Origin of the sequence: Actinomadura pelletieri DSM 43383, assembly GCF_003634705.1 — a bacterium.
Lineage (GTDB): Bacteria > Actinomycetota > Actinomycetes > Streptosporangiales > Streptosporangiaceae > Spirillospora > Spirillospora pelletieri.
Window position 1 is genome coordinate 985,699 of sequence record NZ_RBWU01000003.1, and the last position, 20,962, is coordinate 1,006,660.

Below are 20,962 nucleotides of genomic sequence, written 5' to 3' on the forward strand. Positions count from 1 at the left end.
CGGTCAGGACGCGCCCAGCTTCGCCAGGATGAGTTCGCGGGCGCGTCCGGCGTCGGCCTGACCGCGGGTGGCCTTCATCACCGCGCCGACGAGGGCGCCCGCGGCGGCGACCTTCCCGGCGCGGATCTTGTCGGCCACCTCGGCGTTGTCGGCGATCACCTGGTCGACCACGGCCGCCAGCTCGCCGTCGTCGCTGACGACCTTGAGGCCCCGCGCGGCGACGACCTCGTCCGGCGTGCCCTCCCCGGCGAGCACGCCCTCGAAGACCTTGCGGGCCAGCTTGTCGTTCAGCTCCCCCGCGGCGATCATCGCCTGAACCCGGGCGACCTGCTCCGGCGTGACCGGCAGATCGGCCAGCTCGACGCCCTGCTCGGTGGCGCGCCGCGACAGCTCGTTCATCCACCACTTGCGGGCGGCGGGCGCGTCGGCGCCGTGCGCGATCGTCGCCTCGATGAGGTCGACGGCACCGGCGTTGACGACGTCCCGCAGCTCCAGGTCGGACAGCCCCCACTCCTGCTGGATGCGGCGGCGCCGGGCGGCCGGAAGCTCCGGCAGGGACGCCCGCAGCTCCTCCACCCACTCCCGCGACGGCGCCATCGGCACCAGGTCGGGCTCGGGGAAGTACCGGTAGTCCTGCGCCTCCTCCTTGCTGCGCCCGCTCGTCGTGCCGCCCGTGTCCTCGTGGAAGTGCCGTGTCTCCTGGACGATGCGTCCACCGTCCGCCAGCACGCCCGCCTGCCGCTCGATCTCCGACCGGACGGCCCGCTCCACCGACCGCAGCGAGTTGACGTTCTTCGTCTCGGTCCGCGTACCCCACTCACTCGCGCCGCGCGGCATGAGCGACACGTTCACGTCACAGCGCATCGACCCCTGCTCCATGCGCACGTCCGACACGCCCAGCGACCGGACCAGCTCCCGCAGCTCCGTCGCGTACGCGCGCGCCACCAGCGGCGCCTTCTCCCCCGTCGCGACGATCGGCTTCGTGACGATCTCGACCAGCGGGATGCCCGCCCGGTTGTAGTCGACCAGCGAGTACTCGGCGCCGTGGATCCGTCCGGTCGAACCGCCGACGTGCAGCGACTTGCCGGTGTCCTCCTCCATGTGGACGCGCTCGATCTCGATCCGGTACGTGTCGCCGTCGACGTCCACCTCGAGGTATCCGTCCACGCACAACGGCTCGTCGTACTGCGAGATCTGGAAGTTCTTCGGCATGTCCGGATAGAAGTAGTTCTTCCGAGCGAACCGGCACCACTCCACGATCTCGCAGTTCAACGCGAGCCCGATCTTGATGATCCCCTCGATCGCGGACCGGTTCGTCACGGGCAACGACCCCGGCAACCCGAGGCACACCGGACACACCTGAGTGTTCGGCTCCGCCCCGAACCCGGTCGGGCACCCACAGAACATCTTCGACGCGGTCCCGAGTTCGATATGCGTCTCGATCCCCAACACCGGCTCGAACCGCGCCAGCGCCTCGTCATACTTCATCGGCGTTTCCACGCTCACAGCAATCCCAGTCCCTTCAACGCCTCTTCCGTCTCGTCCACCCAGTCCGCGTACGCCGGCACCTGCGCGAGCACATCGAGGTCGATGTTCTGTCCTATGTATTCGTAGTAGTCCGCCCGAGGACGACGACCGACCTGCGGCCGAACCGCGTCCAGCACGGGCTTGGGGTCGAGGATCTTCTCCACGGCCCGGGGGCGTGCGGGCAGACGGCTCGGGTCACTGCCCCGCAGCCCCGCCCAGACGGCACGGTCGGCGAGCAGCCACGCCTCGGTCTCCCGCACCGGCACCAGCGGGACCACCGGCGTGGTCAGGCCCCGCTCGCGCAGCACCTCCACGACCTTCTCGGCCTTGCCACGCTCGTTGTGGTCGTTGTGGACGCAGATCAGATGGCAGTCCGCGGCCAGTTCCAGCACCGCCCGGCAGACCCGATCGGCGTCCTTGATCGTCCAACAGTCGCCGATCTCGGTCTTGGCGACGTCCACGACGTGCCGCGTACCCTTCTCCGTCAGCGCCCTGAGCTGACGGAACACCACGACCCCGAGAAAACGCTCGTCGGTGGTGTTCTCGGCCAACAACCCCGGTACCAGCGGACGGCTCACGGCGCGTCCTGCCGGACCGTGCCCAAGTACTTGCGGACCTGCCGGGGAGACACGAACGTTCCCGGCTCCCCCTCGTCGCGGACGGGTTTGGCCACCGTGACGCGAGAGACTCGGTCGCTTTCCGGATCAACGCGGACCGCCGTGTCCATGAAAATCAGCGACTCCGGCCGTGTCCGATAGAGCTCCGAGACGACCACCGGCGAATGGCTGGTGATGATGACCTGCCGCAACGGCCGGTCGAGCGACTCGGGGTCGCTCAGATCGGTCACCCGCTCCTGGATGCGACGCAGCAACTCGGCGAGCCGCGCCGGGTGCAGCCCGTTCTCGATCTCCTCCACCATCAGGACGCCGGAGTGATCGGGGTCGTGCAGCGCGGCGAGCAGCCCGAGAACGCGGAGGGTGCCGTCCGACAGGAGAGTGCTGGGCACAGTGCCCTGTCCTTCGACGACGAGATCGAACGACCATTCTTGACGCTTCTCGTTCAGTTCGGTCTTGATCTCGGTGACGTCCGGAACCAGCGAGGCGAGGTCCACCACGAGGTCGTCCAGCGCATCGGACGTACTCAGCCGCCCAAGGACCGCGGCCAGGTTGCTGCCATCGGGCAGAAGCGGCCGCGTGTCCGCCACAGGAGCCGTACCCCGCATCACCCGTGGCTCGGGAACGTACTCTCGAACGTTGAGAGCGGCGTTGTCGATTTCGTTCAGCAGGGCGAGAACCGGTTGCTTGTCAGGCTTGTTCAACACCTCATGCACGCCCTCCCACGCCCGCTCACGCACAGCATGGGGCAGTTCCGTCCGGGGGGTCAGATCCAGTTCCCTTGGCGACTTGTCGCGCACGCGCGGAACGCGCAAGGCACCTGAGTGTCTGACGATCCCTACGAAGCCCTCAGACAACTGCAACAACCTGTGCACTGAGATGGAGAACTCCTCAACGGGGCTCCCCTTGACGACCCGGTGGAAGAGTTCGTGCGGACGTCCCCGTCGTGCCTCCAGAAGGGGCGACGACGACCGCAACGTCGCGCGGTTGTACTCGATGGCGTCGAGGAGGTTGGATTTGCCGCTGGCGTTGGGGCCGACGAGGGCGAGGAACGGCGGGACGTCCAGCTCGAAGTCCAGGAAGGACTTGAAGCCGTCGATCTCGATGCGGGTGATCATTGACGTACCGCCGTTCCCGGGCGCCTAGAGGGCGGGGGCCTGGGCCAGGAGGGGGCCGCCCCAGCGGTCTTCGAGGGCGCGTTCGACGGCGGCGCCGACGCGGTAGACGCGGTCGTCGCCGAGGACGGGGGCCATGATCTGGAGGCCGACGGGGAGGCCGTCGGACAGGCCGCAGGGGACGGAGATCGCGGCGTTGCCCGTCATGTTGGCCGGGATCGTGCACAGGTCGGCCAGGTACATGGAGATCGGGTCGTCGGCGCGTTCGCCGATCGGGAACGCGGTGGTCGGGGTGGTCGGTGAGACGAGCACGTCCACCTGCTCGAAGGCGGACTCGAAGTCGCGCCTGATGAGGGTGCGGACCTGCTGGGCCTTGCCGTAGTAGGCGTCGTAGTAGCCGGACGACAGCGCGTACGTGCCGAGCATGATGCGCCGCTTGACCTCGGGGCCGAAGCCCTCGGCGCGGGTGAGGGCCATGACCTCCTCGGCGCTGCGGGTGCCGTCGTCGCCGACGCGCAGGCCGTAGCGCATGGCGTCGAAGCGGGCCAGGTTGGACGAGCACTCCGACGGCGCGACCAGGTAGTAGGCGGGCAGCGCGTAGGTGAAGTGCGGGCAGGAGACCTCGACGACCTTCGCGCCGAGGGACTCCAGGAGTTCCACCGCCTCGTTGAAGCGGGCGGACACGCCGGGCTGGTAGCCCTCGCCCGCGAACTCCTTGACGACGCCGACGCGCAGGCCGTTGACGTCCGCGCGGCGGGCGGCTTCGACGACCGGCGGGACGGGCTCGCTGATCGAGGTGGAGTCCATCGGGTCGTGGCCGCTGAACGCCTCGTGCAGGAGGGCCGCGTCCAGGACGGTGCGGGCGAACGGGCCGGGTGTGTCCAGGGACGAGGCGAACGCGATCACGCCGTAGCGGGACGAGCCGCCGTAGGTGGGCTTCATGCCGACGATGCCGGTGACCGCGGCGGGCTGCCGGATCGAACCGCCGGTGTCGGTGCCGGTGGACAGCGGCGCCTCGTAGGCGGCGACGGCCGCGGAGGAGCCGCCGGACGAGCCACCGGGGACGCGGTCGAGGTCCCACGGGTTGCGGGTGACGCCGTAGGCGCTGTTCTCCGTGGACGAGCCCATGGCGAACTCGTCCATGTTCGTCTTGCCGAGGATGACCAGCCCCGCCTCGCGCAGCCGGGCCGTCACGGTCGCGTCGTACGGCGGCCGCCACCCCTCAAGGATCTTGGACCCGGCGGTGGTGGGCATGTCGTGGGTGGTGAAGACGTCCTTGTGGGCGATGGGGACGCCGGCGAGCGGGCCGAGTTCCTCGCCCGCGGCGCGGCGCTCGTCCACCCGGCGGGCCTGCGCCAGCGTCGTCTCGGCGTCGACGTGCAGGAACGCGTTCACCCGTTCGTCCACGGCGGCGATGCGGTCGAGGTGGGCCTGCGCCACCTCGACGGCGGACGTCGCACCGGCGGCGAGAAGCTCGCCGAGCTCCGCCGCGCTCTTGCCGACCAGTTCCATCAGGCCTCCTCGTCCAGGATCCGCGGGACGCGGAAGCGCTGCTCCTCCGCGGCGGGCGCGCCGGTCAGGGCCTGCTCGGGCGTGAGGCAGGGCCGGACCTCGTCCGTCCGGTAGACGTTGGTCAGCGGCAGCGCGTGCGAGGTGGGCGGGATGTCCTCCGCGGCGACCTCCTGCACCCGCGCGACCGCGGAGATGATCTGGTCGAGCTGGGCGGCGAGATGGTCGAGCTCATCGTCGCGGAGCGCCAGCCGGGACAGCCGGGCGAGATGCGACACCTCGTCACGGGTGATGGCGGACATGTGGGAAACCGTTCCTGCGAAGTATTTGGGTTCACCGGCCATCCTATGGGCCGCGCCCGCGTCCGCCCGACCCGTTTCCCGGGCGCGGCGTTTCGATCCCTGGTGGGGGGAACGGATGTGTCGTCCACCCCCGGGACGACGAGAGGAGGCCGCCGTGACGATCGGCGGCAGTATCGCCCTCATCATCATCGGCGCGATCTTGGCCTATGCGGTCAACTACGAGTTCAGCGGCGTCGACATTCGGCTGGTCGGTGTGATCCTGATGGTCGGCGGGCTCATCGGCCTGGTCGTCGGCATCGTCCGGATCGCCTCGGCCCGCCGGACGGTGGAGCGCCGTCCGCCGCCGCGTGTGCGTGAGGAGTACTACGACGACTACGAGACCCGCCGCCCGTACTGAGCGACCTCAGGCCGCGGGTTCCGGAGCGCGTTGCATGTGGCGGCGGAGCCAGTCGGTGGCGGTGTCGGCGTCCATGGGACGGCCGAAGTGCCAGCCCTGTGCGGCGTCGCAGCCCATCTCGCGGAGCCGGCCCGCGGTGGCCGGGTCCTCGACGCCCTCGGCGACCGAGCGCAGGCCGAGGGTGCGGACGAGGTCGATGATGGAGCGGACGATGACGGCGTCCTCGGGCGACTCGGTGAGCCGGCCCACGAACGAGGAGTCGATCTTGATCTCCTCGACGGGCAGCCGGTTCAGCCGGACGAGGGAGGAGTAGCCGGTGCCGAAGTCGTCCAGGCTGAGCGGGATGCCGAGTTCGGCGAGCGCGCCGACGGTGTCGGACGCGTAGGCGGGCTCGTTCATCAGGATCCGCTCGGTGATCTCCAGTTGGAGGGCGGCGGCGGGCAGGCCGCGGGCGAGCAGGCCCTCCTCGATCGTCTCGGTGAGGCCGGTGTCGAACAGGTCGCGGCCGGAGGCGTTCACCGCGACCTGGACGGTGAGGTCCTCCCGCCACCAGGCGGCGGCCTGCGCGAGCGCGGCCTCCACGACGTGGTGGGTGATGGAGCGCATCAGATACGTCTGCTCGGCGATCGACAGGAACGCCTCGGGTTCGAGGAGCCCCTTCTCGGGGTGGCGCCAGCGCAGCAGCGCCTCCATGCCGACGAGCTGACCGTCCCGCAGGGACACCTTCGGCTGGTAGTACAGCTCCAGTTCGGAGCGGTCGACGGCGCGGCGCAGGTCGCCGAGCATGCGGAGCCGGGCCGGGGAGTTGCGGTCCTTGCGGGAGGAGTAGATCTCGACGCCGGTCCGGGCCTCCTTGGCGTTGTACATGGCGACGTCGGCGCGCTGGAGCAGCAGCTCGAAGTCGGGCGCGTGGTCGGGGAACAGCGCGATGCCGACGCTGCCCTCCAGGTCGAACGACATGCCGTCCAGCCGGACGGGTTCGCTCAGCGCCGCGCGCAGGCGGGCGGCGACCTCGCGGGCGGCGGCCTCGTCGCGGACGGTCGGCAGCAGCACCGCGAACTCGTCGCCGCCGAGCCGCGCCACGAGGTCGCCGGGACGGACGCTGTGGGTGAGGCGGTGCGCGACGAGTTGGAGGAGGCGGTCGCCGGTGGGATGCCCGAGGGTGTCGTTGACCTCCTTGAAACGGTCGAGGTCGAGCAGGAACAGCCCGGCGCGGTGCTTCGGCGGGTCCGCCTTGCGGCGGCGCGTGCCGAGGGCGGCGCGGGCGCGTTTGTCGGCGTCTCTGCCGGCGTCCCGTTTCTCGGCGCTGCGCGCTTCGGCGAGGGCCTCCTCCGTCCGGACGATCAACAGTTTGCGGTTCGGGAGGCCGGTCAGCCCGTCGTGCAGCGCCTGGTGTTCGCGGCGGACGGACGCCGACGCGTTCAGGTAGACGGCGATGAACGGCAGGACGATGAGCGGGACGAACGCCGCGGAGCGGTCCATGGCCACGACCATCAACGGCGCGAGGCCGAGCAGGGCCAGATGCACCAGGACCTGGTAGCCGAGGTCCCAGCGCAGCGCCTTGATCAGGGAGACCCGCTCGTGCAGCGCGACGGCGGAGCCGACGAGGGTGTCGTTGCAGACGAAGTAGACGGTGCCGGCGAGCGCGATGGCGGCCAGGTCGGTCCCGCTCGGCACCCACAGGTCGGTGGGCGTGGCGAGGGCGCCGAACAGCGCGAGGACGAGCTGCGCCGCGGCGAGGCTGAGGGTGTACTGCGCGACGTTGAAGGCGATGCGGTGCGGGGCGCGGCCCCGGAAGATCCCGCAGGTGATGACGGCGACGGCCTGGAGCGCGGCGGCGACCGGCAGCCCCGCGTACAGCAGCGCGGCGAACGAGAACGTGGTGGACATGGTCGCGCCGTTGTTCTCGGTGGAGCCGGGCGTGATGATCGGCCGCAGTTCGCCGAAGATGATGAAGCAGGCGAGGATCCAGAACACGGGCGTTCCGGCGATCGCGTCCAGGTCCGCGCCGGTCACCCCGGTGAACGTGACGGCGGACGCGGCGACGCCGAGCAGGATGACGACGACGAAGTAGATCCACAACGGGGAGCCACGGCGTGGCGCCGTGTTCCGCGTGTTGTTCGGGTCCTTCATCACATCCTCGGGGGGTTCGGGGGGCCGTTCCCCCGGCACCGGGCGGCCCCGACCTCGGGGGACGCCCCCCGGGTGTTACGTCCGGGAATTCAGGTGTAGGTCGTGATGAGTGGGAGAGTACGGCCTTCGCTCAACTTCGCGAAACCGTTTGGGCACGTTCCGTTATGCCCCGTCCATCCCCCGCCCCTCGCCGTTGGGTAGTTGAAGTGTACCCCTGAGTAACGCGAACCTGGTGGTGAGGTTTTGACCACGTGGTGTTATTCGTCGGCGCGCACGGTCACGTTCTTGGCCGCATCCGGCCCCTCGGCCAGCAGCACACGGAACCCTTCCTCCGCCAACACCGGTACGCCCAGTTTGACGGCTTTGTCGTATTTAGAGCCCGGGCTGTCGCCGACGACGACAAAGCCCGTCTTCTTCGACACCGATCCCGTCACCTTTCCGCCGAGCCGCTGCACCGCCTCGGTCGCCGAGTCCCGGCTGAACCCCTCCAGCGACCCGGTGATCACCACGGTGACGCCCTCCAGCGGACGCGGGCCCGCCGCGCCCTCGTCCTCCATCCGGACGCCCGCGGCCCGCCACTTCGCCACGATCTCGCGATGCCAGTCGACCTCGAACCACGCCCGGATCGAGGCCGCGATCGTCGCCCCGACCCCGTCGACCGCGGCCAGCTCCTCCTCGGAAGCGTTCGCGATCGCGTCCATCGACCGCATCTCGCGGGCGAGGTCCTGCGCCGCGGACGGCCCCACATGCCGGATCGACAGCGCCACCAGCACCCGCCACAGCGGCTGCCGCTTCGCCTTCTCCAGCTGGTCGAAGAGGATCGCGACGGTCTTCTTCGGCTCGCCCTCCTTGTTGGCGAAGAACGACACGACCTTCGGTTCGCCCGTGGCCGGGTCGATCTTGGGCGTGCCCGTCCGCTGGTCGAGGACGAGGTTCCTGATCGGCAGCAGCTGCTCCACGGTCAGGTGGAACAGGTCGCCCTCGTTCCGGACCGGCGGCTCGGCGGGCTCCAGCGGCTGCGTCAACGCCGTCACGCCGACATAGCCGAGCGCCTCGATGTCGAAGGCGTTGCGGCTCGCGACGAAGTACAGGCGCTCGCGCAGCTGCCCCGGGCAGTACCGCGCGTTCGGGCAGCGGATGTCGGCGGCGCCCTCCTTCTCGTACGCCAGCTCGGTGCCGCACTCCGGGCAGTGCGTGGGCATGACGAACTCGCGCTCGGAGCCGTCCCGCAGCCCGGTGACCGGCGCGACGATCTCGGGGATCACATCGCCCGCCTTGCGGAGCACGACCGTGTCGCCGATCAGGACGCCCTTGCGCTTCACCTCGCCCTCGTTGTGCAGCGTGGCCCGCTCGACGGTGGACCCGGCGACCTTGACCGGCTCCATCACGCCGTAGGGGGTGACGCGCCCGGTCCGCCCGACGCCGACCTTGATGTCGAGGAGCCTGGTGTTGACCTCCTCGGGCGGGTACTTCCACGCGATCGCCCAGCGCGGCGCCCGGCTGGTGGAGCCGAGCCGGCGCTGGAGCGAGAACTGGTCGACCTTGACGACCACGCCGTCGATCTCGTACTCGGTGGCGTGCCGGTCTTCGCCGTACCTGGCGATGTAGTCGCGGACGGCGTCCATTCCGTCGAGGACCTCGTACCGGTCGCTGACCGGCAGCCCCCAGCTCCGCATCAGTTCGTAGGCGCCGGACTGGCTCTGCGGCCGCGTGCCGCCGCCGCGCCAGGCGCCGAACCCGTGGACGAGCATCCCGAGCGGCCGCTGCGCGGTGATCCGCGGGTCCTTCTGGCGCAGCGACCCGGCCGCCGCGTTGCGCGGGTTGGCGAACGGGTCCTTACCGGCCGCCACCTGCGCGGCGTTCACCTGCTCGAACCCCTTGACGGGCAGGAACACCTCGCCGCGGACCTCCAGGACGTCCGGCCAGCCCGCGCCCTCCAGCCGGGTCGGGACGTCGGCGATGGTGCGGACGTTGTGGGTGACGTCCTCGCCGGTGCGCCCGTCGCCGCGGGTGACGCCGCGGACCAGCCGCCCGTTCTCGTAGGTCAGCGCGATCGCCAACCCGTCGATCTTCAGCTCGCACAGGTAACCGGCGACCTCGCCGACCTCCCGCACGACGCGCTCGTCCCACGCCTGGAGCTCGTCGTCGCTCATCGCGTTGTCGAGGCTCTGCATCCGCTCCAGATGGTCGACGGTCGCGAAGTCGGTGACGATGGGCGCGCCGACCCGCTGCGTCGGCGAGTCGGGCGTGACCAACTCCGGATGGCGCTCCTCCAGATCGCGGATCTCGCGCATCCGGGAGTCGTACTCGGCGTCGGTGAGCGTCGGCTGGTCGAGGACGTAGTAACGGTAGTTGGCCTCGTCGATCTCCTGGCTCAGCTCAAGGTGCCGCTGACGTGCCTCGGCGGGCACCCCGTCGCTCATGCTCATGCCCCTATTGTGGCGACTGCCTCCGACATTGTGAGCCCGCCGCGCCCCAGGTCACTCGGCATCCTCAAAGATCATCCGGGCCGTGTCGCGGCATCGTCTCAGCGCTTCGCGGACGTGGCGCGGGGACGCCCCGGCCATGCCGCAGGCCGGGGTGATCACGACCTGGCGCGCCAGTCGCGCGGGCGGGAACCCGAGCCGCCGCCACAGCTCCTTCACCGGCTCCGCGGTCGCCCGGAGGGACGGCAGGGCGGTGTCGGTCGCGGGCACCGCGCCGAGGAGAAGGCCCGTTCCGGCGTCGATCGTCTCCCCGACCGCGTCGTCGTCGCGCCTGGGGACCATGCGCAGGTCGACCGAGATCGCCTGCGCGCCCGCGCCGCGCAGCAGCGCGTACGGGACGTTCCGCGCGCAGCAGTGGACGATCGGGTACGCCGCGTCGTCCGCGGCGGCCGCGTCGATCACCGTCCGGAGGGTGTCCTCCGCGACGGGCTCCTCGATGGCCCGCAGCCGGGAGAACCCGCTGGCCGTCGGGATCGTCCCGGCGAGCACGGCGGGCAGGCCGGGCTCGTCGAGCTGGACGACGATCCGCGCGGCGGGCAGGCGGCGGCGGACGTCCGCGACATGCGCGGCGACGCCCTCGGCGAGCGAGGCGGCCAGGTCGCGGACGGCCCCGGCGTCCTTCAGCGCCCGGTCGCCGTTGCGCAGTTCGATCGTCGCGGCCAGCGTCCACGGCCCGCACACCTGGATCTTGAACGGTCCGTCATGGCCGCCCGCGATCTCCTCCAGGACGTCCAGGTCGCGTTCCAGATGGTCGTGGGAGCGGAGCGTGTCCCGGCCCGGCCGGTCGGAGAACCGCCACCCGGACGGCTCCACCCGCACCGGCATGTCGACCAGCAGACCGGCCGTCCGGCCCGTCAGGTCGGCACCGGGACCGCGGGCCGGCAGCTCCGGCAGATGCGGCATCTCGGGCAGTTCACCGAGGACGATCCGCAGCGCCTCCGCCGGGTCGTCGCCCGGGTACGACCCGATCCCGGTCGCCGTCCCCTCCTGCCACGGATAACTGGTCACACCGCGAACCCTATCGGCGCGGCGATCACGGCGGTGAGCCCTACACCAGGGCTCGGGCCGTCTCGGCGATCGTCGCGGACGCCAGGACCCGGTCGCCGTCGTACAGGACGGCGGCCTGCCCCGTGGCGACACCGCGGGCGGGACTGGACAGGCGGACGCGCAGCACGTCGCCGTCCCGCTCGGCCGTGCAGCCGTAGACCTCCCCGTGCGCGCGGAGTTGGACGTGGCAGTCGAACGGCCCGTCCGGGGCGTCGCTCAGCCACACCGGGCGCTCGCCGACGATCTCGTCGACGTTCAGGGAGTCGCGCGGCCCCACGGTCACCGTGTTCGTCACCGGGGAGATGTCCAGGACGTAGCGCGGGCGGCCGTCCGGCGCGGGCGTGCCGATCCGCAGGCCCTTGCGCTGGCCGATCGTGTAGGCGTAGGCGCCGTCGTGCCGTCCGACCTCGTTGCCGTCGGTGTCGACGATCGGGCCGGGCGCCGTGCCGAGCCGCTCGGCGAGGAAGCCGCGGGTGTCGCCGTCGGCGATGAAGCAGATGTCGTGGCTGTCGGGCTTGTCGGCCACCCGCAGGCCACGCCGCTCCGCCTCCCGCCGGATGTCGGCCTTGGTGGTGTCGCCGAGCGGGAACAGCGCGTGCGCGAGCTGCTCGGGCGTGCACACGGCCAGCACGTAGGACTGGTCCTTGGCCTCGTCGACGCCGCGGCGCAGGACGCCGCCGTCCAGCCGCGCGTAGTGGCCGGTGCAGACGGCGTCGAACCCGAGGGCCATCGCCCGGTCCAGCAGCGCCGCGAACTTGATCTTCTCGTTGCAGCGCAGACACGGGTTCGGGGTGCGGCCGGCCGCGTACTCGCTGACGAAGTCCTCGACGACGTCCTCATGGAAGCGCTCGGCGAGATCCCACACGTAGAAGGGGATGCCGATCACGTCGGCGGCCCGGCGGGCGTCCCTGGAGTCCTCCAGGGTGCAGCAGCCCCGGGCGCCCGTCCGGTACGACTGCGGATTGGTGGACAGGGCCATGTGGACGCCGGTGACCTCGTGCCCCGCCTCGGCGGCGCGGGCGGCGGCCACGGCGGAGTCGACGCCGCCCGACATGGCGGCAAGTACGCGCAGTGCCATAACCCTTCGAGGGTACGCGCCACGACCCACTCCCCCGCCACCGTATTTCGGTCGCCGGGGCCGGCGCCGACGGGAAACGCGGTGCCTCACGTAGGGTTTACCGGGACGGACATGGCCTCGCCGGACCCGGCGGAGCCCCGCCATGCCGGGAAAACAAACTCCAGCGACCTCATCGGCCCCGGTCATGAGGCGGTTCGGCCGCTTGACCACGACAAGGAAGAGACGACAGGTGGGAATCTTCCGTCGTCCGCGCGACGCGTCCGCGGTGACGCCGCCCGCGATCAGCGAGTTCTGGGAATGGTGGGCGCAGGCCCGCCCGACGATCGAAGCGTCCCTGGCCGCCGGGCCCGACACGCCCGTGGCCGATTCGTCCGGGTCCGCCGCGCACCTCGACGCGCCCGAGGCGGACCACGTGGCCGATCTCGACCTCCCGGACCTCGACGCCGCCGACCTCGACGCCCCCGAACCGGGCCCGCCCGGCGGTGGGCTCTCCGCGGAGACGATGGAGGAGCTGTCGCGCCGCGTCCACAAGATCCATCCGGGACTGCTCTGGGAGATCGGCGGCGCGGAGGACCGGGCCCCGTTCCTCACCGTGACCGGCGGCGGGAACCCGGAGCTGCGCGGCATCACCGAGCGCTGGGTCCGGGCCGCGCCGTCCGGGGCGGCGGCGGCCGGGTGGGTGTTCCATCCGGCGCGGCAGCCCGACCCGGAGATGCTCAACCAGGACCTCATCCTCGGTGACCACGAGTTCGACCTGGAGTACGTCCGGCTCGGCATGCGCGCCGACGCCGACCGCGCCCGCGTGCATCTCACCGCCTACCATCCCGACTTCCTGTTCGTCGCCGAGGAGCAGCGCATCCAGGTCGCGCTGAACGTCCTGCACTGGGCGCTCGGCGAGGACGACGTCGCCCGCTGGGTCGGCGAGGTCTCGATCGCCACGGAGGCGCCGATCGACGCGCTCCCGCCGTCGATGCTGCCCTCGGTGATCGAGCAGATCGCCGAGCCGTTCGCCGAGCCCGCCTGGCTGACCGGCGAGGGCCGCACCCCGCGCGGCCATCCCGCCCGCCTCGGCGCCCGGTTCCCGTTGCACCGCCAGGACTACCCGCTCTGCGACCTGCACGTGGCGATCAGCGTCCCGTACGCCAACAGCAATCCCGACCGGCTGCCCGTCGAGCCGTCGTCGAGCGCGCTGCGCGCCTTCGAGAAGAAGCTCACCAGGCTCGGCGACCGGGCCGTCCTCGCCGTCCGCGAGACCGGCGACGGCCTGCGCGTCTTCCACCTGTACGTCGATCCCGACTCGGGTGTCATCTCCGAACTCGACCAGCTCGCGGCCGGGTGGCCCGAGGGCAAGGCCAGGGTCGCCTCCACCAGCGATCCCGGCTGGAAGGCCCTGGCTCCCTACCAGCCCTGACGTCCGGGACGGACCTAGATGGGCCTGGTCGAGTCGACCTTGCGGTAGCGGGCCTCGCCAAGGCTGTACAGGCCGAAGGTGAGGACGCCCACGGCGACGGCGGCGAGGCCCCAGGCTCCGGCGGGGGTGTCGGCGAACTCGCGGAGGGTGCCGTCCAGGCCCTTGGCCTTGTCCGGCTGGAAGGTGATGGCCGCGTAGGCGAGGAAGGCGCCGGCGGCGGCGCCGACGAGCCCGCGGGCGGCGTTGCCGACGACACCGAACGGCTGGACGACACGCCGGGCGACATGTCCCATCTTCGCGGTGTCGAGTTCGTCCATGAACGTGCGGCGGACCGCCTGGACGACCACGACGACGCCCCAGATCACGAAGCCCGCGGCGATCGCCAGCACGAGCCAGCGCCCGCCGGGCTGGCCCATCAGGCGCGCGGTGAAGGTCTTCGACTGCTGGTCGCTGGACGCGCCCTGGTGGCCGAGCATGAACAGCAGGGTGGCCGCGCATCCGGCCGCGTAGACGACGCCGCGCGCGGCGGAGGCGAGGCGTTTGGTGGGCTTGTCGCCGTCGGGCGTCGGCCGTCCGAACCCGGCTTCGGCGAACTGCCAGAGGGCCAGGGCCGCGAACCCGACGGCCATCAGCACGATGACGACCGGACCGCCGGGTTTGTCGGCGACGATCTGCAACGCCCCCTTACGGTCGGCCTCCTGCCCGCCGCCGCCGAAGGCGACCTGAAGGGCCAGCCAGCCGATGAGGAGGTAGAGAAGGCCGCGCGCCACCAGTCCCACGCGGGACACACCGTGGAACCAAGGGTGTCCCGCCGCCCGTTCGAGTCCGTCGCTCACATCCGTCGTCGCCACGGACACGCCGTCCCCGTTCAAGAGACGGTCAAACACCATCAAAGCCGGTCAGTCACCCAAAACCGGCACGGCGCGCGCGTTCGACGACGGGGGCGAGCGCGTCGGCGAGCGCCTTGACGTCGTCCTCGGTGGAGGTGTGGCCGAGGGTGAAGCGCAGGGATCCCCGGGCGTGCTCGGCGCCCATCGCCGTCAGGACGTGGCTCGGCTGCGACACCCCGGCCGAGCAGGCCGAGCCGGTGGAGCAGGCGATGCCGCGGGCGTCCAGCAGCATGAGCAGGGCGTCGCCCTCGCAGCCGGGGAAGGAGAAGTGCGCGTTGCCGGGGAGCCGGTCGACGGGGTCGCCGTTCAGGACCGCGTCCGGCACCGCTGCGCGGACGGCGTCGATCAGCAGGTCGCGCAGCTCGGTGAGGCGACGCGCCTCGACCTCGCGGTGGGCGGTCGCGGCCTGGACGGCGGCGGCGAACCCGGCGATGGCCGCGGTGTCGAGCGTCCCGGACCGGACGTCGCGTTCCTGCCCGCCGCCGTGCAGCAGCGGCACCGGGTCGAGGAAGACGGGCTCCTTGGGCTTGGCCAGCAGCAGCGCGCCGACGCCGACGGGCCCGCCGAGTTTGTGGCCGGTGACGGCCAGGGCCTGCGCCCCGCTCGCCGCGAACGACACGGGCAGCGCCCCGGCGGCCTGGACGGCGTCGGTGTGCAGGGGCACTTCGCGCTCGCGGGCGACGGCGGCCAGTTCGGCGACCGGCTGGACGGTCCCGACCTCGTTGTTGGCCCACATCACCGTGACGAGGGCCACGTCGTCGCCGGTGCCGAGCGCCTCGCGGAGCGCCTCGGGACGGACACGTCCGGCGGAGTCCACGGGAATCCAGTCCACACGGGCGCCCTCGTGGTCGGCGAGCCACCGCACGGCGTCCAGGACGGCATGGTGCTCGACGGCGCCGGCCAGCACCCGGTCGCGGGCGGGGTCGGCGGCGCGGCGGGCCCAGTAGAGGCCCTTGACGGCGAGGTTGTCGGCCTCGGTGCCGCCGGAGGTGAACACGACCTCGCTCGGCCGGGCGTCGAACGCCTCCGCGATGACCTCGCGGGACTCCTCGACGACGCGGCGGGCGCGGCGCCCGGCCGCGTGCAGGGACGACGGGTTCCCCAGCTCGCGCAGCTCGGCCGTCATCGCCTCGATGGCCTCGGGCAGCATCGGGGTGGTCGCCGCATGGTCGAGGTAGGTCACCACGCGGACAACAGTAGCCGCGCCGCCGATGTTCCCTCCGGGGACCCGGGCGGTGGCGGTCGGCACCCTCGGACTGGTGGACTGTACCGTCCAGCCGGTACAGTAGGCGCGTCATGAAACGAGAAGCCCTCCTGGACGCCGCCGAGACCGTCCTCTTCGAGCAGGGAACGCGGGCGTTGACGCTCACCGCGGTCGCCGAGCAGGCCGGCGTCAGCAAGGGTGGGCTGCTCTACCACTTCCCCACGAAGGAGGCGCTGGTCCGGGCGATGGTGGCGCGGACCATCGACGAGTTCGACGACCTGGTCGCCTCCTACATCGACTCCTTCGGGGACGGCACCGCGGACGCCTACACCCGCGCCTACGTCGAGGCCACCTTCGAGCTCCTGACCGGTGACGCCCGCACGCACCGGCGCTGGTCGGCCATCACGGCCGCCGCGGCCGACCCCGAGCAGGCGGCGCCGCTGAACGAGGCGATGCGCCGCTGGCACGGCCGCGACCCGGCGGAGGACACCGACCCGTGCACCGCGATGACCGTCCGGCTCGCGGTCGAGGGCCTCTGGGAGGTCATGAGCCACGATCCCGGGCTGTTCGACGAGGAGCAGCTCGCCGCCCTGCGCCGGCGGCTCCTCGGCCTGCTGGACGGATGACCCCGGGCGCCCGCCCACCGCTCCGTGTTTGGAGCGTTCCATGACGAGATTGTGCCGAGCCGAAGAAAGAGGTGAGCCATGCTGCCCCGCGCTCGTTGGGGGACGTTCCTGACCTTCGCGCTGGCGGGCCTGCTGACCGGGGTGTGGGTGTCCCGGATGCCCGCGCTGGTCGACAAGTTCGAACTCAGCGAGGCCGAGGTCGGCATCGTCGTCCTCGTCTGGGGGCTCGGCGCGATCACCGCCATGCAGGCGCTGCGCGTCGTGATGTCCCGCGCCGGGAGCCGCGCCACGCTGCGGCTGGCGCTGCCGCTGACGGCGCTCTCCTACGCGGCCGTCGCGCTCGCGCCCGGCCACGGCGCGCTGCTCGCCGCCGTCGTGGTGTTCGGCATGACGTTCGGGATCACCGACATCGCGATGAACGCGCAGGGCACCGCCGTCGAACGGGCGTACAAGCGGCCCGTGATGAGCGGTCTGCACGCCGGCTGGTCCGTCGGCGCGATGAGCGGCGGCCTGCTCGGCGTCGTGACCGCGGCGGTCGGGCTGGGGTTCACCGAGACGGTCCTCGCCGCCGCCGCGCTGACGCTCCCCGCCGGGCTCGCGCTCGGCCGCACGTACCTGCCCGACCCGCCGGCCGCCGCGTCCGCCGGGACGGGACGCCGGGCGCGCCGCATGCCGCTCGCGGTGTACCTGATCGGCGCCCTCTGCTTCATCGCGTTCATGACCGAGGGGTCGATCGCCGACTGGAGCGGACTGCTGCTGCACGACGAGATGGACGCGAGCGAGGCCGTGGCCGCGGCCGGGCTCCCGATGTTCGAGGCGGCGATGCTGACCGGCCGGATCTTCGGCGACCGCGTCCGGGCCCATGTGGGCACCCGCAGGTTGCTGGCCGGCGCGGGCGTCGGTACCGCGCTCGGCATGACCGTCGTCGTGCTGTCGCCCGTGCCGGCCCTCGCCCTCGCCGGGTTCTTCGTCACGGGACTGATGGTCTGCGCGGTCGTCCCGACGACGATGTCACTGGCCGGGACCGCCGCGCCGGACCGTCCGGGCGCGGCCGTCGCGCAGGTCAGCGCGATCGGCTACGGCGGGCTGCTGCTCGGCCCGGTCGTGGTCGGGTTCCTGTCGGACGCCACGTCGCTGCGGCTGGGAGTGGGCACGGTCGTCGTCCTGTCGCTGCTCATCGCCGCCGGTGCCCGGTTCGTCCCGGTGGACGGGGCGGCCGACGCCACGCCCGTCGACGTGACCGACCCCGGCCCCGAACCGGTCGCCGCCTGATCGGCCGGCGGCGGTCCGGGCCGGGGCCCGTCCGTCGGTCACTTCCGCTTGGTGATCTCCTCGGTGAGCTGCGGCGCGACCTGGAACAGGTCGCCCACCACACCGAAGTCGACGAGTTCGAAGATCGGCGCCTCGGAATCCTTGTTGATGGCGACGATGGTCTTCGACGTCTGCATCCCGGCCCGGTGCTGGATGGCGCCGGAGATGCCGACCGCGATGTACAGCTGCGGCGACACGGTCTTGCCGGTCTGGCCGACCTGGAACGTGTGCGGGTACCAGCCGGCGTCGGTCGCGGCGCGGGACGCGCCGACGGCACCGCCGAGCGAGTCGGCCAGGCCCTCGATGATCGAGAAGTTCTCGGCGCCGCCGACACCGCGCCCGCCGGACACGACGATCGCGGCCTCGGTCAGGTCAGGGCGCTCGCCCTTCTCCTGCACGACCTTCTCCACGACCTTCGCGGCCCGGTCGGCGTCCGACAGCTCGACGGTCACCGCCTCCTCCGCCGGGGTCGCCGGAGCGGGCTCGGGGGTCACCGAGTTGGGCCGGACGGCGATGATCGGCGTGCCGGTCCGCACGCGGGCGTGCGCGATGACACCGCCACCGAAGATGGAGTGCTCGGCGACGAATCCGTCGGTGACGTCCACGACGTCGGTGAGCACGCCGGAGCCCGTCCGGACGGCGAGCCGTCCGGCGATCTCCTTGCCCTCGCCGGTCGCGGGCACCAGCACCGCGGCCGGGGACCGGTCGTTCACGAGCTTCGTCAGGAGCGCGGCCTTCGGCGCGACGACATAGGACGTCAGCTCCGGGTCGTCGGCGACGTAGACCTTGCCGGCGCCGTACTCGCCGAGCCTGTCCTTCGCACCCTCGAAGCCGGGGCCGACCCACACCGCGGCCGCCTCGCCGAGCCTGTTCGCCAGCGTCAGCAGTTCGAGCGTGACCTTCTTGACCTCACCGTCGACGTGGTCGACGAGGACGAGAATCTCCGCCATGGTTCGCTAATCCCCTTCCCCGGTCAGACGAACTTCTTCGCGGCGAGGAACTCGGCGATCTTCGCGCCGCCGTCGCCCTCGTCGGTGACGATCTGGCCCTTCTCGCGCGGCGGCGCCTCGGCGAAGTCGACCACCTCGGTGGCCGCGTTCGCCAGGCCGACCCGCGCCGGCTCGATGCCCGCGTCGGTGAGACCGAGCGTCTCCACCGGCTTCTTCTTGGCCGCCATGATCCCCTTGAACGAGGGGTAGCGCGGATCGTTGATCTTCTCGACGACGCTGACGACCGCGGGCAGGGTCGCCTCGACACGGTCGAAGCCGTAATCGGTCTGCCGCTGCGCCCGGACGGACGTCCCGTCGATCTCGAGCTTGTTCGCGAGGGACAGCTGCGCGACGCCGAGCCGCTCGGCGAGCATCGCGGCCAGCAGCCCGGTCCGCGCGTCGGTGGACTCCGACCCGAGGATCACCAGGTCGAACCCGGTGCGGCCGAGGACCTGCTGGATCGCGTAGGACGTCTGGAGCGCGTCGGAGCCGGCGAGACCGTCGTCGACGAGGTGGACGGCCTTGTCGGCGCCCATGGCCAGGGCCTTGCGGATGGAGTCGGTGGCCTTGTCCGGCCCCATGGTCAGGACGGTCACCTCACCGTCGTGGGCCTCCTTGACCCGCAGCGCCTCCTCGATCGCGTACTCGTCGAGTTCGTTGATGACGCCGTCGGCGGCGGCGCGGTCCAGCGTGCTGTCATCGGACTTCAGCTTGCGCGGGCTCTCCGTGTCGGGAACCTGCTTCACCAGGACGACGATGTTCATGGTGGGTGGCCGACCTCCCCTGCACTCCGTTGGCCGCTGAGGTCAGCGGCGGACTTCGATGTCACAGCCTGCCAAACACCCGAACGAGCTTCGGAACCGGGTCCCGACTTCGGCTGCGCACCCCTAGGTTACTCGCGGGTAGCAGCATCGGGGACATTCCTCAGAACCGGTTGACGCCCGTCTGCCACCGGTCCATCGTGCTCTCCAGCGAACTCTGCAGCCCGTACATGGGCGAGAAGCTCGGCGTCAGCGTGAGCGCGCCGACCACCGTCGCCAGCGCCAGCACGCCGAGGACCACTCCCGCGGTCGCGATGCCCCGCGGCCGCCGCGCGACGGACACGAACATCCGCTCCAGCTGCCGTCGCGGGCCGTTGACGCCCGGCGCCGTCCACAGCACCGCCGCGCCGGCCCCGGCGCCGAACGCGCAGGCGCTGAGCGAGTCGATCTCCCCGCCGACCGCGGACACCGCGACAAGCCCGAGCGGCACCGCGACGGTGAACGCCGCCGCGTACGGGACGGTCAGCAGTGTCCGGCCGAAGGCCCACGCCCAGCCGCGCGCGGTCGTTCCCGCGACCCGCAGCAGCGTCACCGCGGCCAGCGACAGCGCCAGGCCCACGATCGGCGCCATGAGCACCAGACCGACCGCGATGACCACGACCATGGCCGCGAGCAGCCGGGCCCAGCCGCGTGCCACGGCCAGCCCGTGCGCGTCCGCCGCCGACGCGGAGACGGTGGCGGCCGGAGTGGCGGCGGGGGCGGGTGGCGCGGAGGTCTGGGCTGCGCGCGGCGGTGGAGCCGGTGCTGTGGGACGCGCCGGTGCCTGACGCGGTGGTGCCTCACGCGGCGGTGCCTGACGCGGCGGGGCGGGCGTCTCAGGCAGGGTCAGCCGGGATGTCGCCTCGGCCAGCTCGGCGGCCGAGGGGCGGGCGGCGGGGTCGGGGTGGCAGGCCGCGGCGACCATCGGGCGCAGCCCGGCGGGCAGGGCGCCGGGCAGGGAACCGGCGACCATCTCGCCGGTTCCGGTGGCGGCGAACGCCACGGTCTCGGCCCAGGCGCGGATGTCGTCGGCGACGTCGGCGGCGGTCAACGCGAAGTCGACGACGACGGGCGCGCCGTCGACGACCAGGACCGTCGTGGGGTCGAGGGCACCGTGCGCGAGACCGGCCCGGTGGATGGCGGCGAGCGCCTTCGCCAGCCCGAAGGCCATGCGGCGCAGCGCGTCACCCGACATCGGGCCGTGTTCGGCCACCGTCTCCGCCAGCGGCCTTCCCGGAACGAACCGGGAGACGACATAGGGCGGGGACGCGGCGGCGGCACCGTCCAGGACGTCCACCACGTAGGGGCTGAGCACCGCGCGCATCCGGGCGATGTCGGGGGTCGCGTCCGGCGCGAGCAGTCTGATCGCCACGTCGCGGCCGTCGGGCCCGGCGGCCCGGTGGACGGCCCCGGAGCCCGAGCCGTCACCGCCGCCCAGCCTGGACAGCAGCCGGTACTGACCGATGTGCGCCTGCCGGTCGATGTCGCCGCTCATATGGCACGCCACCCTATCGACCGGAGGC

The 20,962-nt window shown here is 71.9% G+C and carries 18 protein-coding genes; 4 read left to right on the plus strand and 14 right to left on the minus strand.

Annotated elements, in window-relative coordinates; all coding sequences use genetic code 11:
* Window positions 1–3: 3 nt before the first annotated feature.
* Genes gatB through gatC form a run of 5 tightly spaced genes read right to left on the minus strand, consistent with a single transcriptional unit; the run spans window position 4 to window position 5,067 of the window.
* Complete coding sequence (gene gatB / locus BZB76_RS17770; RefSeq protein ID WP_121435422.1) at window positions 4–1,488, minus strand: Asp-tRNA(Asn)/Glu-tRNA(Gln) amidotransferase subunit GatB; 1,485 nt, start codon at window positions 1,486–1,488, stop codon at window positions 4–6.
* 14 nt (window positions 1,489–1,502) lie between these two features.
* Window positions 1,503–2,105 (minus strand): DUF4276 family protein, encoded by a 603-nt coding sequence (locus BZB76_RS17775; protein ID WP_121435423.1) that lies wholly within the window; start codon window positions 2,103–2,105, stop codon window positions 1,503–1,505.
* Complete coding sequence (locus BZB76_RS17780; protein WP_121435424.1) at window positions 2,102–3,259, minus strand: AAA family ATPase; 1,158 nt, start codon at window positions 3,257–3,259, stop codon at window positions 2,102–2,104. The genes BZB76_RS17775 and BZB76_RS17780 overlap by 4 nt, the downstream gene beginning before the upstream one ends.
* A 24-nt stretch (window positions 3,260–3,283) precedes the next feature.
* Complete coding sequence (gene gatA, locus BZB76_RS17785; protein ID WP_211343034.1) at window positions 3,284–4,768, minus strand: Asp-tRNA(Asn)/Glu-tRNA(Gln) amidotransferase subunit GatA; 1,485 nt, start codon at window positions 4,766–4,768, stop codon at window positions 3,284–3,286.
* Window positions 4,768–5,067 carry an Asp-tRNA(Asn)/Glu-tRNA(Gln) amidotransferase subunit GatC gene (gene gatC, locus BZB76_RS17790; protein WP_121435426.1) on the minus strand — a complete coding sequence of 100 codons (300 nt, stop codon included), beginning with the start codon at window positions 5,065–5,067 and terminating at the stop codon, window positions 4,768–4,770. Before gatC ends, gatA begins: the two co-directional genes overlap by 1 nt.
* 154 nt (window positions 5,068–5,221) lie before the next feature.
* On the opposite strand from gatC, the gene BZB76_RS17795 reads away from it, so the two are divergent.
* Window positions 5,222–5,464: a DUF6458 family protein gene (locus BZB76_RS17795; RefSeq protein WP_121435427.1), complete on the plus strand. Its 243-nt coding sequence runs from the start codon at window positions 5,222–5,224 to the stop codon at window positions 5,462–5,464.
* Window positions 5,465–5,470: 6 nt separating this feature from the next.
* Here BZB76_RS17795 and BZB76_RS17800 read toward each other — a convergent pair whose 3' ends face one another.
* From BZB76_RS17800 to mnmA, 4 genes are all read right to left on the minus strand, one after another.
* Window positions 5,471–7,597 carry a putative bifunctional diguanylate cyclase/phosphodiesterase gene (locus BZB76_RS17800; RefSeq protein ID WP_121435428.1) on the minus strand — a complete coding sequence of 709 codons (2,127 nt, stop codon included), beginning with the start codon at window positions 7,595–7,597 and terminating at the stop codon, window positions 5,471–5,473.
* Window positions 7,598–7,854: 257 nt separating this feature from the next.
* A complete protein-coding gene (ligA, locus tag BZB76_RS17805) occupies window positions 7,855–10,026 on the minus strand; it encodes an NAD-dependent DNA ligase LigA (protein ID WP_121435429.1) in 2,172 nt (723 codons plus the stop codon).
* Window positions 10,027–10,077: 51 nt separating this feature from the next.
* The gene (locus BZB76_RS17810; RefSeq protein ID WP_121435430.1) at window positions 10,078–11,091 is read right to left on the minus strand and encodes a methionine synthase; all 1,014 of its coding nucleotides are present in this window, start codon (window positions 11,089–11,091) and stop codon (window positions 10,078–10,080) included.
* Window positions 11,092–11,131: 40 nt separating this feature from the next.
* The gene (gene mnmA / locus BZB76_RS17815) at window positions 11,132–12,208 is read right to left on the minus strand and encodes a tRNA 2-thiouridine(34) synthase MnmA (RefSeq protein WP_121435431.1); all 1,077 of its coding nucleotides are present in this window, start codon (window positions 12,206–12,208) and stop codon (window positions 11,132–11,134) included.
* 229 nt (window positions 12,209–12,437) lie between these two features.
* Here mnmA and BZB76_RS17820 point away from each other — a divergent pair, with 229 nt between their 5' ends.
* On the plus strand, window positions 12,438–13,619 hold the full coding sequence (locus tag BZB76_RS17820) for a DUF695 domain-containing protein (RefSeq protein ID WP_246007010.1): 1,182 nt from the start codon (window positions 12,438–12,440) through the stop codon (window positions 13,617–13,619).
* Between the two features lie 14 nt (window positions 13,620–13,633).
* Here the strand turns inward: BZB76_RS17820 and BZB76_RS17825 are convergent, their stop codons facing one another.
* Both BZB76_RS17825 and BZB76_RS17830 read right to left on the minus strand, forming a co-directional pair.
* Window positions 13,634–14,398, minus strand: a complete 765-nt coding sequence (locus BZB76_RS17825; RefSeq protein WP_246007011.1) for a DUF1206 domain-containing protein — start codon at window positions 14,396–14,398, stop codon at window positions 13,634–13,636.
* 124 nt (window positions 14,399–14,522) lie between these two features.
* The gene (locus BZB76_RS17830; RefSeq protein WP_121435565.1) at window positions 14,523–15,692 is read right to left on the minus strand and encodes a cysteine desulfurase family protein; all 1,170 of its coding nucleotides are present in this window, start codon (window positions 15,690–15,692) and stop codon (window positions 14,523–14,525) included.
* 113 nt (window positions 15,693–15,805) lie between these two features.
* Here BZB76_RS17830 and BZB76_RS17835 point away from each other — a divergent pair, with 113 nt between their 5' ends.
* Both BZB76_RS17835 and BZB76_RS17840 read left to right on the plus strand, forming a co-directional pair.
* Window positions 15,806–16,339 (plus strand): TetR/AcrR family transcriptional regulator, encoded by a 534-nt coding sequence (locus tag BZB76_RS17835; protein WP_121435433.1) that lies wholly within the window; start codon window positions 15,806–15,808, stop codon window positions 16,337–16,339.
* Between the two features lie 78 nt (window positions 16,340–16,417).
* On the plus strand, window positions 16,418–17,611 hold the full coding sequence (locus BZB76_RS17840) for an MFS transporter (protein WP_121435434.1): 1,194 nt from the start codon (window positions 16,418–16,420) through the stop codon (window positions 17,609–17,611).
* A gap of 38 nt (window positions 17,612–17,649) precedes the next feature.
* Here BZB76_RS17840 and BZB76_RS17845 read toward each other — a convergent pair whose 3' ends face one another.
* The 3 genes from BZB76_RS17845 to BZB76_RS17855 all read right to left on the minus strand — a co-directional run bounded on the left by BZB76_RS17845 (window position 17,650) and on the right by BZB76_RS17855 (window position 20,934).
* Window positions 17,650–18,600 carry an electron transfer flavoprotein subunit alpha/FixB family protein gene (locus tag BZB76_RS17845; RefSeq protein ID WP_121435435.1) on the minus strand — a complete coding sequence of 317 codons (951 nt, stop codon included), beginning with the start codon at window positions 18,598–18,600 and terminating at the stop codon, window positions 17,650–17,652.
* 23 nt (window positions 18,601–18,623) lie between these two features.
* On the minus strand, window positions 18,624–19,403 hold the full coding sequence (locus tag BZB76_RS17850; RefSeq protein WP_121435436.1) for an electron transfer flavoprotein subunit beta/FixA family protein: 780 nt from the start codon (window positions 19,401–19,403) through the stop codon (window positions 18,624–18,626).
* 160 nt (window positions 19,404–19,563) lie between these two features.
* Window positions 19,564–20,934, minus strand: a complete 1,371-nt coding sequence (locus BZB76_RS17855; RefSeq protein ID WP_121435437.1) for a protein kinase family protein — start codon at window positions 20,932–20,934, stop codon at window positions 19,564–19,566.
* Between the last annotated feature and the right edge of the window lie 28 nt (window positions 20,935–20,962).